Here is a 15278-nt window from a genome sequence, read left to right on the forward strand (position 1 = left end):
AATCCACACCAAACCGGAAGGCCCTCACCCGTTCAAGATCCCTCAGCCGAGATCTGGCTCACCCGTCCACAACCTCCCGGGACAGAACACCTAGGACGATCGGGACGGCAGGGACGGCCCGGGGCGGCTGTAACCCACAGGTCCGGTGTGGACGGAACCTGCGGAGCCGTGCGGACGCTCGCGTCAACGAGGCGCGACCGCATGCAGTTCCAGCTCGTGTCTCGCCTCACTCCGCAACAACGCCTCCAAGTGGTGCAGCGTGGTGATGAGCGGGTCGTCGCGGTCGAGCACGCGACCGGCAAGGCCGACCAACGAGTCGTCCTCGTGAGGCGTCGACCAGTCGAACAGCAGGCTGCACAGGGCTTCGCCGCTCTCGTCCCGATCGGCCACCATGCGCAGACCGGGCCATCTGCGCTCCACCCGGTGCCTCAGAAGCGAGGCAAAGGTCCGGATGCAGTGCCACGGATCGTCAGCGCCCGTACCGGACGTCAGTCGCGCGACCAGATCCTCGTACAGCTCCGCCGTTCCCAGGCCCAGCGCGCGCGCACCCATGTACGCGCAGCGGTCCGATCCCGTGCCGCCTCCGTATGCCTCCCAGCGCGGGTTCCACAGCAGCCGCGTGAACGCGGCGCGCCCGGCGTCACCGTGCAGCGCGATCCCCAGGATCAGCCCACCGTTGCAGTCCGTGGACGCGGCCCCCTCGCCCCATTCGACGAGCCTCTTCAGCCATGTCGGATCACCCGTCTTCGTCGCGAGGACCGGCAGGAACTCGGGGAACAGGGGAGAACCGACGTGCCGTTCCAGAGCCTCCGCGATCTCGGCGCGCAGATCCCGGCACGGCAGGTGCGCCAACCCCAGACAGGCGTACACCGACTCGTCATAGCCGCCCTCGACGTGCTCCCACAGCATCCGCTCGGCCGACTCGCACCCCAGGCAGCCGAGAGCGTGCAGCACACCGGCCGGCACACCGTCGCGCAACCTGCCCGCCCGGACACTCGCCTCCAGCAGCCTTTCGGCCACGTCGGCGTCTCCGTGCCGGGCGAAGACCGGAATCAGTTGCTCACGCGCTCCGGGATCGTCCAGGAACACCGGAAGCAGCGCCTCCGCGTCGGAGCGGGACCCGTACCGCAGTACCACGTCCACGGCCATCGACTCCCACTGCCAGTTCACCGTCGTCGGATCACCGGCGTACCTGTCGAGCAACCTCCGCGCCGCCCACGAAACCGCCACTGCATCCCCCGCCCCACTGCCGCCTCTGTCCTCTGCCGCTGCTGCTACCTCTGCCCTCTGGCTCGCCCCTGGGTCGGCCCGTGGGTCGGTGCGTGCCCGGACACCCGTCATCCCCGCTCCTGGCCGGGACGGGGGGCGGCGGCCGTGACTTCCGCCGCACTGAACCGTTGACGGCTCAGAGGCGTGAGGCCAGGGCCGCCAGGTAGCGTACGACGGCGGGCGGGCCGTCCAGCAGGAGGTCGGCGCGGTCGGCCAGCTCGGTGACCTCCGCACTGCCGCTGCAGACCAGCAGGCCCGGGATGCCGTCGGGGCCCTCGGTGCGGAGCTTCTCGACGGCGGCGTACGCGGCGAGGTCGCCGAGGTCGTCGCCCGCGTACAGGACGGACTCGGCGTCCGCCTCGTGGAGGTATCGCGCGAGCGCGACGCCCTTGTCCACGCCGGGCGGGCGCAGCTCCAGCACCAGGCGACCGGGTTCGACGATCAGCCCATGGCGGGCGGCGAGCGCGGCGAGGGGTTCGCGCAGGGCCTCGAAGGCGCCCTGCGGGTCGGCGGCGCGGCGGGTGTGGACGGCGAGTGCCCGGCCCTTCTCCTCGATCCAGGTGCCGTGCCAGGCGCCGTTCCGGTCGAGCACGCCGGGCAGCTCGGCGCGGGCCGCGGCCACGCCGGGGTGCGGGGCGGGGGCCTGGACGGTGCCGGTGACCGCGTCCCAGCGCTCGGCGCCGTAGTGGCCGAGAACGACGAGGTGGTCGAGGCCCGCCACCCCGGCGAAGCCGCCGTGCCGGACCGCGACACCGGCCGGGCGGCCCGTGATCACCGCGACGGAGGCCACTTTCGGGGCGAGGGCGGCGAGGGCATCGACGGCGCCGGGGTGGGCGCGGGCCTGATCCGGGTCCGGGACGATGTCGGCGAGCGTCCCGTCGAAGTCGAGTGCGATGACGGCACGGTCCGGGCGCGCGAGGATCGCTGCGAGCGCCTCCCGGCCGGCCGGGGTGGTGGGGGTCGGGAACTCGGACGGGGTCGCGCTCGGCGCGGGTGCGTGCGGGTTGCTGCCCATAGGGCGAGCCTATAGGCGGTGGGTGGAGGGTGGGCAGCGATCGCGGCGGGCCGGTCGCGGCGACGGATTCCTGGTCACGGCTCGCGGGCACGAACCGCGGCCAGGCTCGGCAGGGACGAACCGCGGCCAGAGCTCATCCGGCACGGCTCGCGGCCAAGGCTCGGCGGGGGTCTGCGGGGGACGGCTTCTTCCGCGGGAACTTCGCCGTGGCGGCGCTCGCGGCGGGGCGGGCTGCGTCAGCGGCGTTCGCAGGGGAAGCGAAGGGGGGACTGCGCGTCAGCGGCGTTCGCAGGGGAAGCGAAGGGGGGACTGCGCGTCAGCGGCGCTCGCAGGGGAAGCGAAGGGGGGACTGCGCGTCAGCGGCGCTCGCGGCGGGCGTCCCGGACACGGCGCAGGCGGTTCACCGTCACCGGGTCCTCCGCCAGCGCCCGGCGGTCGTCGAGGAGCGCGTTCAACAACTGGTAGTAGCGCGTGGGCGAGATGCCGAGCCGCTCGCGGATGGCCCGTTCCTTGGCCCCGGGACCCGCCCACGACCGCCGCTCCACGGCCAGCACGGCGCGGTCGCGGTCGGAGAGGCCGGATGCGTCCGGCGCCTCGGATGCGTCCTGTCCGCCAGGGCCGTCGGACGGACCGGACGAGCCCGACAGACCTGACGGAGACAACGGTTCCACGGAATCGGTCGGGGCGGACGCCTCGGACGGGGCGTCCGCCCCGGTCGGGGCAGATGGGGCGGTCGGGTGGGGCGGTTCGACCGGGCCGACCGGTTCGGCGGGACCGACCGGTTCGGCCGGACGGGCCGTGTCGTCGGGGCCGTGCTCGGGGGTGGTCATATCAGCCAACCTATCGCCCGGCCGGAGGACCGCCACCCCGCTCCTACCTCGGGACCTCCGCGGCCGCCGCGTCCCGCGCGATCCTCCCCAGCACGCTCGCGGGGCTCTGGTCCGGAGCGACCGCCTTGCCGATGTTCTCCCTGATCGACTCGTTGGTCCGGGCCCAGGACGTCTTGCCGTACGGGTAGAACTCCGCGTGGGGCAACGCGGCCAGGAACTTCCGTAGCGGCTTGTGCTCCGCGTCGGCCTCCATCGCGGCGGAGGCGCTGCCGGTGACCGGCAGCAGGCCGTACTGGTCGGCGAACTCGATGACGTTCTTGTCGGTGAAGAGGTACTCGAAGAACTTGCCCAGCTGCACCCGGTGGCCGTTCTGCTTGAAGCCCATGATCCAGTCGGCGACGCCCACCGGACTCGCGCCGGGTCCGTCGATGCCCGGCATCGGCACCATGCCGACGGAGATCCCGTTCTTCCGCGCCTCCCGCATCAGCGTCGGGTGTCCGTTCAGCATGCCGACCTCGCCGCGCGTGAACGCGGCGAACGCCTTGCCCCGGTCGAGATCGCCGGGCGCGACGGGGCCCACCAGGCCCTTTCCGACCAGGTTCGTCCTCAGCCAGTCGAACGTCCTGACGTTCTCGGGCGAGTCGAACTCGTACGAACCGGAGTCGTCCACGAAGCCGCCGCCCCCGCCGAGCAGCCACATCATGGTCTCGGCCTGGGACTCCTCCGGACCGAGGGGCAGCGCGAAGGGGTACGTCACACCGCGCTGCTCCAGTACCGCCGCGTCGTCGCGGATGTCGTCCCAGGTCTGCGGGGCGGACAGGCCCGCCTCGGCGAACAGCGTCTTGTTGTAGAAGAGCAGCCGGGTACTGGCGACGAACGGCAGCCCGTACTGGGTACGGGCCAGGCTGCCCGCGTCCGTCAGGCGGGGAAGGAAATTGGCCTGGGTGCGTATGGAGACCAGTTCGTCGGCCCGGTAGAGCTTGTCGGCCTTCGCGTAGTCGGCGTAGGCACTGATCTGGGCGATGTCGGGGGCCCGCCCGTTCTTCACCATCGTGGCGACTTCGCGGTCGATGTTCTTCCACGAGCGGACGCTGACGTCGACCTTGATGCCGGGGTGGGACGCCTCGAAGCCCTTGACGAGGCCGTCCCAGTACTTCTTGGAGCTGTTGGCCGCGCCGGTGCCGTAGTCCGCCGCGACGAGCCGGAGGGTGACCTCACCCGAGCCGTCTCCACCTCCGCCGCATCCCGCGAGCACCGCGATCATCCCCATCGCGGCCACAGCCGCCGTCATTCCCAAGTACCGCCGCCGCACACCCAGTTCCGTTCTCATGAGGCCCCCCGGACGAGCCGGGACCCTTCCCGGTCGACCACCGAAGGTCTATACCAACGAGCTTTCGCTGTCACAACGGGGCCCGCGTGGCGCCCGGTTGACGCGAATCGCCTGCCCCTCGACCCGAATCGGCCGGAGAACAGGCTTGCACACCACGGGACTTCGCCCGAACGATCTGCGCCTTCCCCCGCCACTCGCCGGACCTGCCGGGCGGACCGCGACAAAGGGCGTCGGTGCCCGGGAGGCCATTTTGTATGCATTCGCAACAAACTGGATGAGTGGACTAGACCTATTGGGGTCACTCGGGCAAGACTGTTTCCCGTGAAACACGTCATCGCCCTCGATGTGGGCGGCACCGGAATGAAGGCCGCTCTGGTCGGGACCGACGGCACCCTGTTGCACGAGGCGCGGCGGGCCACCGGCAGGGAGCGCGGTCCCGAGGCCGTCGTGGAGTCGATCCTCGCCTTCGCTGCGGACCTGCGCGCGCACGGCGAGGAGCACCTCGGTGAGAGCGCCCTCGCCGCCGGTGTCGCCGTTCCCGGCATCGTCGACCCCGGGAACGGGATCGCGGTCTACGCCTCGAACCTGGGCTGGCGCGACGTGCCCATGCGACGGCTGCTCGGCGAGCGGCTCGGCGGTGTCCCCGTGGCCCTCGGTCACGACGTGCGCACCGGCGGGCTCGCCGAGGGGCGGATCGGGGCGGGCAAGGGCACCGACCGCTTCCTCTTCCTGCCGCTGGGCACCGGGATCGCCGGAGCCATCGGCATAGCGGGCACCATCGAGGAGGGCGCGCACGGCTACGCGGGCGAGATCGGCCACATCGTGGTCCGCCCGGACGGCCCGGAATGCGGCTGCGGCCAGCGGGGCTGTCTGGAGACCCTGGCCTCGGCCTCCGCGGTGACACGGGCCTGGGCCGCCGCGTCCGGCGACCCGATGGCGGACGCCGCGGACTGCGCGAAGGCCGTCGAGTCGGGCGACCCCGCGGCCATGGAGGTCTGGCGGAACGCCGTCGACGCGCTCGCCGCCGGGCTGGTCACCGCCGTGACGCTGCTCGACCCCCGCATGCTCATCATCGGTGGCGGACTCGCCGAAGCCGGAGAAACGTTGTTCACACCGCTCCGTGCGGCCGTCGAGGAACGCATCACGTTCCAGAAGCTGCCCCACATCGTCCCGGCGGCCCTCGGGGACACCGCCGGATGCCTGGGCGCAGGGCTGCTCGCCTGGGATCTTCTCTCCACGGAGGTATCCGCCTGATGGCCGAACGCGCAGACAGCACGGTTCTCGCAGGTGCCCGGGTGGTTCTCCCCACCGGGACCGTCGAGGACGGACGGGTGATCGTCGAAGGCACCCGGATCGTCGGCTCGGCCCCGAAGGACGCCCGGATCGTCGATCTGAGCGGCCACTGGCTGGTCCCGGGCTTCGTCGACATGCACAACCACGGCGGCGGCGGCGCCTCCTTCACCTCGGGAACCGTCGACGAGGTCCTCACCGGAATCCGCACCCACCGCGAGCACGGCACCACCACGCTGGTCGCCTCCACGGTCACGGGCGAACTGGACTTCCTGGCCCAGCGGGCCGGCATCCTGTCCGAACTGGTCGAGCAGGGCGACCTGGCCGGCATCCACTTCGAGGGGCCGTTCATCTCGCCGTGCCGCAAGGGCGCGCACAGCGAGGACCTGCTGCGCCACCCCGACCCGGCCGAGGTCCGCAAACTTATGGACGCGGCGCGCGGCACCGCGAAGATGTTCACCCTCGCCACCGAGCTTCCCGGCGGCATCGAGTCGGTGCGGCTGCTCGCCGAGCACGGCGTCATCGCCGCCATCGGTCACACGGACGCCACGTACGAGCAGACCGTCGAGGCGATCGACGCGGGCGCCACCGTCGCCACGCACCTGTTCAACGCGATGCCGCCGCTGGCCCACCGCGCGCCCGGCCCGATCGCGGCCCTCCTGGAGGACGAGCGGGTCACGGTCGAGCTGATCAACGACGGTACGCATCTGCACCCCGCCGCCCTGGAGCTGGCCTATCACCACGCGGGCGCCGACCGCGTCGCGCTGATCACCGACGCCATGGACGCGGCCGGGTTCGGCGACGGGCACTACCAGCTCGGCCCGCTGGCGGTCGAGGTCAAGGACGGCGTCGCGCGACTGGTCGAGGGCAACTCGATCGCGGGCTCCACACTCACCCTGGACACCGCGTTCCACCGCGCCGTGACCATCGACCGGATCCCGGTCGATGACGTCGTGCGGTCCATCTCCGCCAATCCGGCCCGTCTCCTCGGCATGTACGACAGGGTCGGCTCACTGGAACCGGGCAAGGACGCGGACCTGGTGGTCCTGGACGCGGACTTCACGCTCAAGGGCGTCATGCGCAGGGGCGAATGGATCAGCAAGCCCTGGACCGACTGATTCCGCCCTCCCGCATCGGCCGTTCGCGGTTGCCCGCGGCCGATTGGCGGCCGATCGATCGATAGGTGTCCGCGATCGTGCGACCAGCGAACGATCGCGTGCAACCAGCGAGGGCGACCGCGTGCGCCCAGCGAGCGACCGCATGCGGTGCTCACCACCATTGACGGCTGGTGACGGCGGATCGAATGCGTAACGAAGAGACGGCGGTTGGCACAGAGGTCTGGGCCGACCGCCGCCTTTTTGACATGATCGTCCGGCACCCGGGCGGCCCGATCGCCCGCAAACAGGCAGAGAAAGCGCATTCCGCCCCGAGGAGTCGCGCTTCAGGCAGGCATCGAGGGAGCGGCCGCGGTGATCCTCACGGTCACACTGAATACGGCACTCGACCTGACGTACGGCGTCCCGGAGCTCGTCCCGCACGCCAGCCACCGCGTCAGCGACATCTCCGAGCGCCCCGGAGGCAAGGGCCTCAACGTGGCTCGGGTGCTCGCGGCCCTCGGCCATGAAACGGTGGTCACGGGCTTCGCCGGGGGCGCGACCGGAGCGGTGCTGCGCGAGCTGCTGGCCGACCTGTCGCCCCGGGACTCGATATCCGCGACTGCCCCGGCCCCCACTCGGACCACCGACGCCTCAGCCCCAGCCCCCGTTTCAGCCCCCGCCCCCGCGCCCGCACCGATCACCGACGCCCTCGTCACCGTCGCCGGGAACACCCGTCGCACCATCGCCGTCGTCGCCCGGGCCACCGGCGACACCACCCAGCTCAACGAACCCGGTCCGCTCGTCAGCGCCGACGAATGGTCCGCCCTCCTCGCCCGGTACGAGGAGTTGCTCGCCGGGGCCGACGCCGTCGCCCTCTGCGGCAGCCTGCCGCCCGGCATCCACGTCGGCGCCTACGCCGAACTGGTCCGCTCCGCCCGTGCGGCCGGCGTCCCCGTACTCCTCGACACCGGCGGTGAGCCGCTGCGCCGAGGGATCGCCGCCCGCCCCGACCTGATCAAGCCGAACGCCGACGAGCTCGCCCAGCTCACCGGCTCCCGCGACCCGCTGCGCGCCAGCCGTGACGCCCGCCGCCGCGGCGCGCACGCGGTCGTCGCGTCGCTCGGCCCTGAGGGCATGCTGGCGCTCACCCCCGACGGCGTCTGGCAGGCGTCCCCGCCCGCCAAGGTCCTGGGCAACCCGACCGGTGCGGGCGACTCCGCGGTGGCCGGGGTGTTGTCCGGTCTCGTCGAGGGACTGAGCTGGCCGGAGCGGCTGCGGCGGGCGGTGGCACTGTCGACGGCGACCGTGCTCTCCCCGACGGCCGGCGACTTCGACCGCGCGGCGTACGAGGAGCTGCTGCCGCGCGTCGGCGTCGAGGATCACACCACGGCGGCCTGAACCGCCACCCGTACCGTCCCGATCGGACGCGGCCGGTTCGAGGGCCGCCCCGCACCGGCCCGCCCGGTCCACCACGCCCGGTCGGGCCGTTCAGCACATAAGCAACAGAGGTCAGCATGCCGCTCGTGAGCACCAGTGGAATCGTCTCCGCCGCCCAGGCCGAGGGACGCGGGGTTGCCGCCTTCAATGTCATCACGCTGGAGCACGCAGAAGCCATAGCCGCAGGTGCGGAGCGCGCCGGGGCGCCCGCCATCCTGCAGATCTCCGAGAACGCCGTGAAGTTCCACGGCGGACAGCTCTCCCCCGTGGCCGCCGCGGCCGCCGCCGTCGCCCGTGCCTCCGGCGCCCCGCTCGCGCTCCACCTCGACCACGTGGAATCCGTGGACCTGCTCCACCAGGCGCACGCGGAGGGGTTCGGCTCGGTGATGTTCGACGCCTCCAAGCTCGGTTACGAGGAGAACGTGCGGGTCACCGCCGAGGCGGTGGCCTGGGGGCATGAGCACGGCATCTGGGTCGAGGCCGAACTCGGCAAGGTCGGCGGCAAGGAGGGCGAGCCCCTGCTCGACGCCCATGCCCCTGGTGTCCGTACCGACCCGGCCGAGGCAGCCGCGTACGTCCGTGACACCGGTGTGGACGCGCTGGCCGTCGCGGTCGGCTCCTCGCACGCCATGACCGAGCGCACCGCCGCCCTGGACCACGAACTGATCGGCCGGCTGCGCGACGCGGTCCCGGTGCCGCTGGTGCTGCACGGCTCCAGCGGCGTCCCGGACGACGAGATCCGCCGGGCCGTCGCCTCCGGCATGGTCAAGATCAACGTGGGTACGGCGCTCAACACGGCGTTCACCGGCGCGGTGCGGGCGTACCTGGCCGAGAACACCACGGGCGTGGACCCCCGCAAGTACATCGCGCCGGGCCGCGAAGCGATGGCGGCGACGGTGGCGGAGTTCCTTGCGCTGATGGGCTGACCACCCCGCCCGATGGAAAGCCGGACCGGCGCGGAATCCGAACCTGCAAAAAGCCGGACCGGCGCGGAATCCCCACCTGTGAAAAGCCGGGACCGGCGGAAGAACCGCCCCACACGAAAGCCGGACCTGCGGGAAAGCCCGGCCCCCTGGCCCGAAGGCGAGGGGGCCGGCTGCGGCGGGGAGGGGAAGCGGATGCGTCGCGGGGGCCGCCGACGTCCGTTCCTGGGGTGGCGCGGGCGGGTCAGTCAGCGCTTCACGTGACCGGCCTTCAGCGAGAGCTGGTCCAGGTTGGCGTCGCACTGGTCGCCCTCGTTGCACGAGATCGTGATCGTGTTCTGGCCCTTGTTGAGCTGGAGCCAGGAGAACGTGGTCGTCCAGCCCTTTTCCAGGTCGCCCTCCTCCGCGTTCGCGAAGTTGTCCATGTTGATGCCGCGCGGGGCTTCGGAGTTGATCGTGAGCGACGTCTTGGCGTCCTTGCCCGGCACTCCGTACGTCACGAACAGTGTGTACGGACCGGCCTTTGGCACATCGACCGCCCAGGTCGCCGACCTGCCGACCTCGTTGAGGTTGATGTACTGCCCGTTGACGCTCTTCGCGCCCTTGGTGCTGTTGTCCAGCCGGGCCGTGCCGCCGAGCTTCAGCGTCGCCGCGTCCTGCTTGGGCAGCTCCGGCGGGGCCTCGGCGGCGGTGGTCTGCTTGGGCTGCGGGGACTCCTCGACCTGATCGGAGGGGGACTGGGAGGAGGTGGCCTCGTCCTTCTTCCGGTCCTTGTCGCCGTCCTGGTTCGTGAGCAGCATGGCGCCGATGCCGACGAGCACGACCAGAACCACCGCGACCGCGCCGATCAGCAGGCCCTTGGTGTTCGGGCCGCCCTTGCCGGAGCCGCCTGGACCACCGGGGCCGACGCGGCCGGGCTGCTGCGGGGCGTGTCCGGCGGGGGCGCCGCCGGGGTAGGTCTCCGGGGCGGCGTACTGGGCGCTCGACCCGCCGTACGGCTGCTGCTGCGGCGGCACCTGCTGCCCGTACTGGCGCTCACCGACGGCCCGCACCTGGTTGTACGAGGTCCGGGGCACACCGGGCTGGGCCACCGGGGGGTAGCCGTAACCGCCCTGCCGTGGCGACTGTGCGCCGGACGCCTGCCCGTCCTGGTACAGGTAGCCGAACGGATCGTCGTCCTCGGGCGTGTTTGCGCCGTTGTTCCCGGCCGTCATTCCCTGGTCACTCCTCACCATCTCGCCAGCCGTCGCCGTATATCGCCTGCCGTGGCCGACCGGCCGAGCCTACCCCGAACGGGCCACACCAAGAATTGCCGTCGCACGTCCTGTAACCGCTCCCTGTAACCGCTCCCTGCCCGCTTCGGATCAGGGACTCATCCCTGCGTGAACGTCAACCGGCCCGGCGGTTGACCTTCGACCGGGACCGCTTCTCCACGTACATGCGCTGGTCGGCGGAGGCCAGCACCTCCTCGGCCGTCATGCCGCAGGCGGCCCAGCCGATACCGAAGCTGGCCCCGACCCGCACCGCCCGGCCGTCGACCCGGATCGGCGGGATGATCGCGTTGCGGAGGCGTACGGCCAGATCGGCGGCGTCCACCGCTCCGAGCCCGTCGGCCAGGACGACGAACTCGTCGCCGCCCAGACGCGCGACGGTGTCGCCGTCGCGCACACAGGCGCTGAGGCGACGGGCGACCTCGATCAGCACCGCGTCACCGGTGTGGTGCCCGAAACGGTCGTTGATGGACTTGAAACCGTCGAGGTCACAGAAGAGGACCGCGAGCCCCTTCGCCCCGTCGTCCTGCTCGGTCTCCGGGGCGACGGCGTGCACATGGTGGTCGTACACGCCGTCGGGCCCCATGTCCACGTCGTAACCGTGCGTCCGCGCCTCCGGGTCGGCGTCGATGTCGGCGTACGCCGCGTCCAGCGCCTCGACCGCGGTGGCGGCGACCGCGTCGGGGCGTTCACAGAGCCGCGAGCTGAGCCGGGAACGCAGCTCCGCGCTGTTCGGCAGGCCGGTGAGCGCGTCGTGCGAGGCCCGGTGCGCCAGATGCAGTTCGTGGCGCTTGCGCTCCTCGATGTCCTCGACGTGGGTGAGCAGGAAGCGCGGTCCGTCAGCGGTGTCGGCGACGACCGAGTTGCGCAGCGACACCCAGAGGTAGCTGCCGTCCCGCCGCCCCAGTCGAAGTTCGGCGCGGCCGCCCTCGGCGGAAGTGCGCAGCAGGGTGCCGATGTCCTCGGGGTGGACGAGGTCGGCGAAGGAGTAGCGGCGGAGCACGGACGCGGGGCGGCCGAGCAGCCTGCACAGGGCGTCGTTGGTGCGCAGCAGCCGGCCGTGCTGGTCGCCGCCCATCTCGGCGATGGCCATGCCGCTGGGTGCGTACTCGAATGCCTGGCGGAAGGACTCCTCGCTGGCGCGCAGTGCCTGCTGTTCCCGCTCCAGACGGACCAGGGCCCGCTGCATGTTTGCTCTGAGCCGGGCGTTACTGATCGCAATGGCCGCCTGCGAGGCGTAGATCTGAAGGGCCTCCCGACCCCAGGCGCCGGGGCGGCGGCCGTTGCGCGGGCGGTCGACGGATATGACGCCCAGCAGATCGCGTCCGTCTCCGGAGGCGTACATCGGCGCGTAGAGGCGGTCCTGGGGGTGCCATTCGTCCTCGAAGCGGGGCTCGGGGCCCTCGGTGTGCCACTGCGGTACGTCGTCGTCGAGGAGGACCCAGCCGTCCGTGTGGGGTATGAAGCGGAGCTGGTCCCACACCTCGCCCATGGCCAGCCTGCGCTCCCAGGAGGCACGCGAACCGATGCGCCCGGTGATGAGGGCCTCCGCGGCACTGTTGCCCGCGAAGGCGGCGACGACGAGGTCTCCGTCGGCCCGGACCAGGTTCACACAGGCCAGTCCGTAGCCGAGACCCGTGACGATTCCGTCGGCCACGGTCTGCACGGTGTCGGCCAGGCTCCGCGCCGTATTCAGGTCGGCCACGGCCTGGTGCAGTTGCCGCAGCGTCGAAAGACGGACGTACGGCTCCGACTCGGCCTCCATTACTCGCACTCCCCGAGACCTCGACAGCACTCCAGGTTCATATCGGCGCACTTGCTGACGTACGTGGATGCCCCGCTTAGGTGACTTACTCATTGAAGTGTCACGGCCACTGAATCACAGTGAGCTGTGCCGTCGGTACACAGGGTCAGCGAATACCGCCCTCTGTGAGTCAAGTCACAAAAGATGGTAAAGGAGTCCCGACACCGGGCCGATGCCGTCCGTCCCTTTCTTGACCGCAAATCGGGGCGTTGCAGTCCGGGGACGGGGTCCTAGGACCAGGCTGGTCCCCTGGCCCGATGCGGCCTCGCCCCGGCCACGGATAGCGTGCCGGTGTGTTGCAGACAGAGTCCCCCGCCCCGCGTTCCGGCCCCACTCCCCAGGGCCTCCTCCCCCATGCTGAGGGGGTGAGCAATGATGAGTTCCGAGCCGCGCTGGCCCGCCTGGCCGCCGGAGTCGTACTGGTCACAGCCGAGGAACCACCCCTGGACGAGAAGGGGATCGGCGAGGACGTCGGGATGACGGCGACCGCCTTCATGTCGGTGTCGCTGAACCCTCCGCTGGTCATGGTCAGCCTGCGCAACGACTCACGGATGGACGACCTGCTGGCGCAGCAGCCGCTGTGGGCGGTCTCCGTGCTCGCCGAGAGCCAGCGGCACATCGCCGGGCGGTTCGCGATGAAGGGCCGGATCAGCGACAGGCTGCTGTTCGAGGACATCCCCTACCGGAGAGGGGAGTTCACCGGCGCGCCTCTGGTCGGCGGCGCGCTGGCCACCCTGGAGTGCCGCACCGAACAGCGGGTCCTCGCCGGCGATCACACGCTGGTGATCGGCCGCGTGCTGAGCGCGGCCCTGCCGAGCGGGGACGGCTCGCCGCTGATGTACTTCCGGGGGCGGTACCGGCGCCTGGGGTGAGGGGGCACAGTGCGGGTTCCCCGGCGTACAGGGTCATGCGGAGCGGGTTGCGGGGTACGGGGCTGCGTGCGGCACGGGTTCGCGGCGTACAGGGTCGTGCGGCGCGTATCACCTGTCAGCGGCGGCACAGGTCGCCGGTACGGCGACCGTGCGGATCGCTGGTACAGGGCCGTACGGTGCGGACCCGTCGGCACGGATCGCCGACAACGGGCGTACGGCGCGGACCCGTCGGCACGGATCGCCGACAACGGGCGTGCGGTGCGGACCGTCGGCGCGGATCGTCCGTAGAGGCGACGTGGCACGGATCACCGGGGCGTATCGCCTGTCAGGGGCGACGCGCTACGGATCGTCGCGCGGCCGAGCGCCTTGCGGCGGCCGTCACCAGTCGCGGCCGGAGCGACCGCGCTTCGTCTCGCCTCGCTGCTTCTTCTCGCGCAGTCGGCGCTCGTTGATACCGCGCGGGATCCTGGTTTTGCGGCGCGGCTTGGGCGGCGGCGCCGTGGCCTCGGCCAGCAGGGCGGCGAGCCGTACGAGCGCCGTCTCCCGGTTGCGCCACTGGGACCGGTGCTCGGACGCCCGCACCACGACGACCCCGCCCACGAGCCTGTTCTCCAGACGCTGGAGCGCCCGCTCCTTCCACACCTGGGGCAGCGCCTCGGTCGCCGCGAGGTCGAAGCGCAGCTCCACCTGGGAATCGCTGGTGTTGACGTGCTGTCCGCCGGGGCCGGAGGAGCGCGAGAAACGCCACATGAGCTCGGCCTCCGGCAGGGAGACCGAGCCGCGGATGACATAGGGCCCGGACATGACACCCATGTTCCCCGCGCCACCGGGCGTTCGTCACCTTCTTTTGCCGTACAGGCGCCCCTCTTGCCGAACGAGGGCTCCTCTTGCCGCACGGCTGGTTTCTTTGCCGTACGGCCATGCCTTCGCGGTACAGCCGGGCCACCTGAACCGGGCCGACCGGCTGTACGGGACGGGCCGACCGGGGGACTTCGGCAAAGAAAGTAAAGGGAGCAGGAACCTTGTGGTCCCTTGTCCACGTTATGACCAGTGACGGTAGCTTCGTGATGACATGAAGCCCGCACTCGACGATGAAAGGGACTTCCCATGGCTGTAAGCCTGTCCAAGGGCGGCAACGTCTCCCTCACCAAGGAGGCCCCGGGCCTGACCGCCGTCACCGTCGGCCTCGGCTGGGACGTCCGTACCACGACCGGCACCGACTTCGACCTCGACGCCTCGGCGATCGCGGTCAACCAGGCCGGCAAGGTCGTCTCCGACAGCCACTTCGTCTTCTTCAACAACAAGTCGACCCCCGACCAGACCATCGTCCACACCGGTGACAACGTCACGGGCCAGGGCGAGGGCGACGACGAGCAGATCAACGTCAACCTGGCGGGCCTGCCGGCCGACGTCGACAAGATCGTCTTCCCGGTCTCGATCTACGACGCCGAGAGCCGCAGCCAGAACTTCGGCCAGGTCCGCAACGCGTTCATCCGCATCGTCAACCAGGCCGGTGGCTCGGAGATCGCCCGTTACGACCTGAGCGAGGACGCCGCCACCGAGACCGCCATGGTCTTCGGTGAGCTGTACCGCAACGGTGCGGAGTGGAAGTTCCGCGCGGTCGGCCAGGGGTACGCCTCGGGCCTGGCCGGCATCGCCCAGGACTTCGGCGTCAACATCTGACGTACCCGGGTCCTGCGGACCCGATTCGTACCCACCGGGAGCCCCCGGCCGTTCGTCCGCGGCCGGGGGCTCCCGCCTGTCGCGCGCCCATGCACTGCAAGACGGCATGTCACACGTTCCCGTGCCGCACCCGCGGGCCGCACGTCTGCGGGCCGCCACGTCCGTGTGCCGCACGTCAGCCCGCCGCGTCCGCGTGATCACATGCCGTACGCACGCGTGAATCAAACGGGCGCCAAAAATCGCTGAACGTTCATCAAATAACGGACGCAAGAGCACCCCCGACGGACAAGAGGTGGTCAAAAAAATGTGAGGCATTTGTTGGTACACCGTCAGTCTCGATCCTTCGGTGGCACGCTCTCCGCTCTTGACGTGCTCCCTGGCCTAAAGTCCAGGGATTCCGGCCTGGGTCGTCTGACCCTTTCGGGGGCTTCCTGCTTCACCGCGCTGTGCGGGCACG

13 protein-coding genes are annotated in these 15278 nt (G+C 71.0%); 6 read left to right on the forward strand and 7 right to left on the reverse strand.

Annotated elements, in window-relative coordinates:
* Positions 1–183: 183 nt before the first annotated feature.
* From ACGF2V_RS30500 to ACGF2V_RS30515, 4 genes are all read right to left on the reverse strand, one after another.
* On the reverse strand, positions 184–1203 hold the full coding sequence (locus ACGF2V_RS30500) for a hypothetical protein (protein ID WP_362627868.1): 1020 nt from the start codon (positions 1201–1203) through the stop codon (positions 184–186).
* 202 nt (positions 1204–1405) lie between these two features.
* A complete protein-coding gene (otsB, locus tag ACGF2V_RS30505) occupies positions 1406–2284 on the reverse strand; it encodes a trehalose-phosphatase (RefSeq protein WP_362711100.1) in 879 nt (292 codons plus the stop codon).
* Positions 2285–2640: 356 nt separating this feature from the next.
* On the reverse strand, positions 2641–2931 hold the full coding sequence (locus tag ACGF2V_RS30510) for a DUF3263 domain-containing protein (protein WP_362627906.1): 291 nt from the start codon (positions 2929–2931) through the stop codon (positions 2641–2643).
* A gap of 226 nt (positions 2932–3157) precedes the next feature.
* A complete protein-coding gene (locus tag ACGF2V_RS30515; protein WP_362627874.1) occupies positions 3158–4405 on the reverse strand; it encodes an extracellular solute-binding protein in 1248 nt (415 codons plus the stop codon).
* Positions 4406–4765: 360 nt separating this feature from the next.
* Between ACGF2V_RS30515 and ACGF2V_RS30520 the strand changes: the two genes are divergently transcribed.
* From ACGF2V_RS30520 to ACGF2V_RS30535, 4 genes are all read left to right on the forward strand, one after another.
* A complete protein-coding gene (locus ACGF2V_RS30520) occupies positions 4766–5698 on the forward strand; it encodes an ROK family protein (protein ID WP_362627877.1) in 933 nt (310 codons plus the stop codon).
* On the forward strand, positions 5698–6852 hold the full coding sequence (gene nagA, locus ACGF2V_RS30525) for an N-acetylglucosamine-6-phosphate deacetylase (protein ID WP_362627879.1): 1155 nt from the start codon (positions 5698–5700) through the stop codon (positions 6850–6852). The genes ACGF2V_RS30520 and nagA overlap by 1 nt, the downstream gene beginning before the upstream one ends.
* A 351-nt stretch (positions 6853–7203) precedes the next feature.
* Entirely contained in the window at positions 7204–8229 is a 1026-nt protein-coding gene (locus ACGF2V_RS30530; RefSeq protein ID WP_362711102.1) for a 1-phosphofructokinase family hexose kinase, read from the forward strand.
* A 116-nt stretch (positions 8230–8345) separates the two neighbouring features.
* A complete protein-coding gene (locus ACGF2V_RS30535; RefSeq protein WP_362627884.1) occupies positions 8346–9194 on the forward strand; it encodes a class II fructose-bisphosphate aldolase in 849 nt (282 codons plus the stop codon).
* A gap of 245 nt (positions 9195–9439) precedes the next feature.
* On the opposite strand, the gene ACGF2V_RS30540 is transcribed toward ACGF2V_RS30535, so the two are convergent.
* Positions 9440–10405 (reverse strand): carbohydrate-binding protein, encoded by a 966-nt coding sequence (locus tag ACGF2V_RS30540; protein WP_362711104.1) that lies wholly within the window; start codon positions 10403–10405, stop codon positions 9440–9442.
* 175 nt (positions 10406–10580) lie between these two features.
* Positions 10581–12227, reverse strand: coding sequence for a diguanylate cyclase CdgB (gene cdgB, locus ACGF2V_RS30545; RefSeq protein WP_362627889.1), 1647 nt, complete (start codon positions 12225–12227; stop codon positions 10581–10583).
* A gap of 404 nt (positions 12228–12631) precedes the next feature.
* On the opposite strand from cdgB, the gene ACGF2V_RS30550 reads away from it, so the two are divergent.
* A complete protein-coding gene (locus tag ACGF2V_RS30550; protein WP_362627892.1) occupies positions 12632–13138 on the forward strand; it encodes a flavin reductase family protein in 507 nt (168 codons plus the stop codon).
* 378 nt (positions 13139–13516) lie between these two features.
* Here the strand turns inward: ACGF2V_RS30550 and arfB are convergent, their stop codons facing one another.
* Positions 13517–13951 carry an alternative ribosome rescue aminoacyl-tRNA hydrolase ArfB gene (gene arfB / locus ACGF2V_RS30555; RefSeq protein WP_362627895.1) on the reverse strand — a complete coding sequence of 145 codons (435 nt, stop codon included), beginning with the start codon at positions 13949–13951 and terminating at the stop codon, positions 13517–13519.
* Between the two features lie 294 nt (positions 13952–14245).
* On the opposite strand from arfB, the gene ACGF2V_RS30560 reads away from it, so the two are divergent.
* Entirely contained in the window at positions 14246–14821 is a 576-nt protein-coding gene (locus ACGF2V_RS30560) for a TerD family protein (protein ID WP_362627898.1), read from the forward strand.
* Positions 14822–15278 lie beyond the last annotated feature (457 nt).

It is taken from the genome of Streptomyces sp. NPDC047982 (assembly GCF_043204165.1).
Classification (GTDB): domain Bacteria; phylum Actinomycetota; class Actinomycetes; order Streptomycetales; family Streptomycetaceae; genus Streptomyces.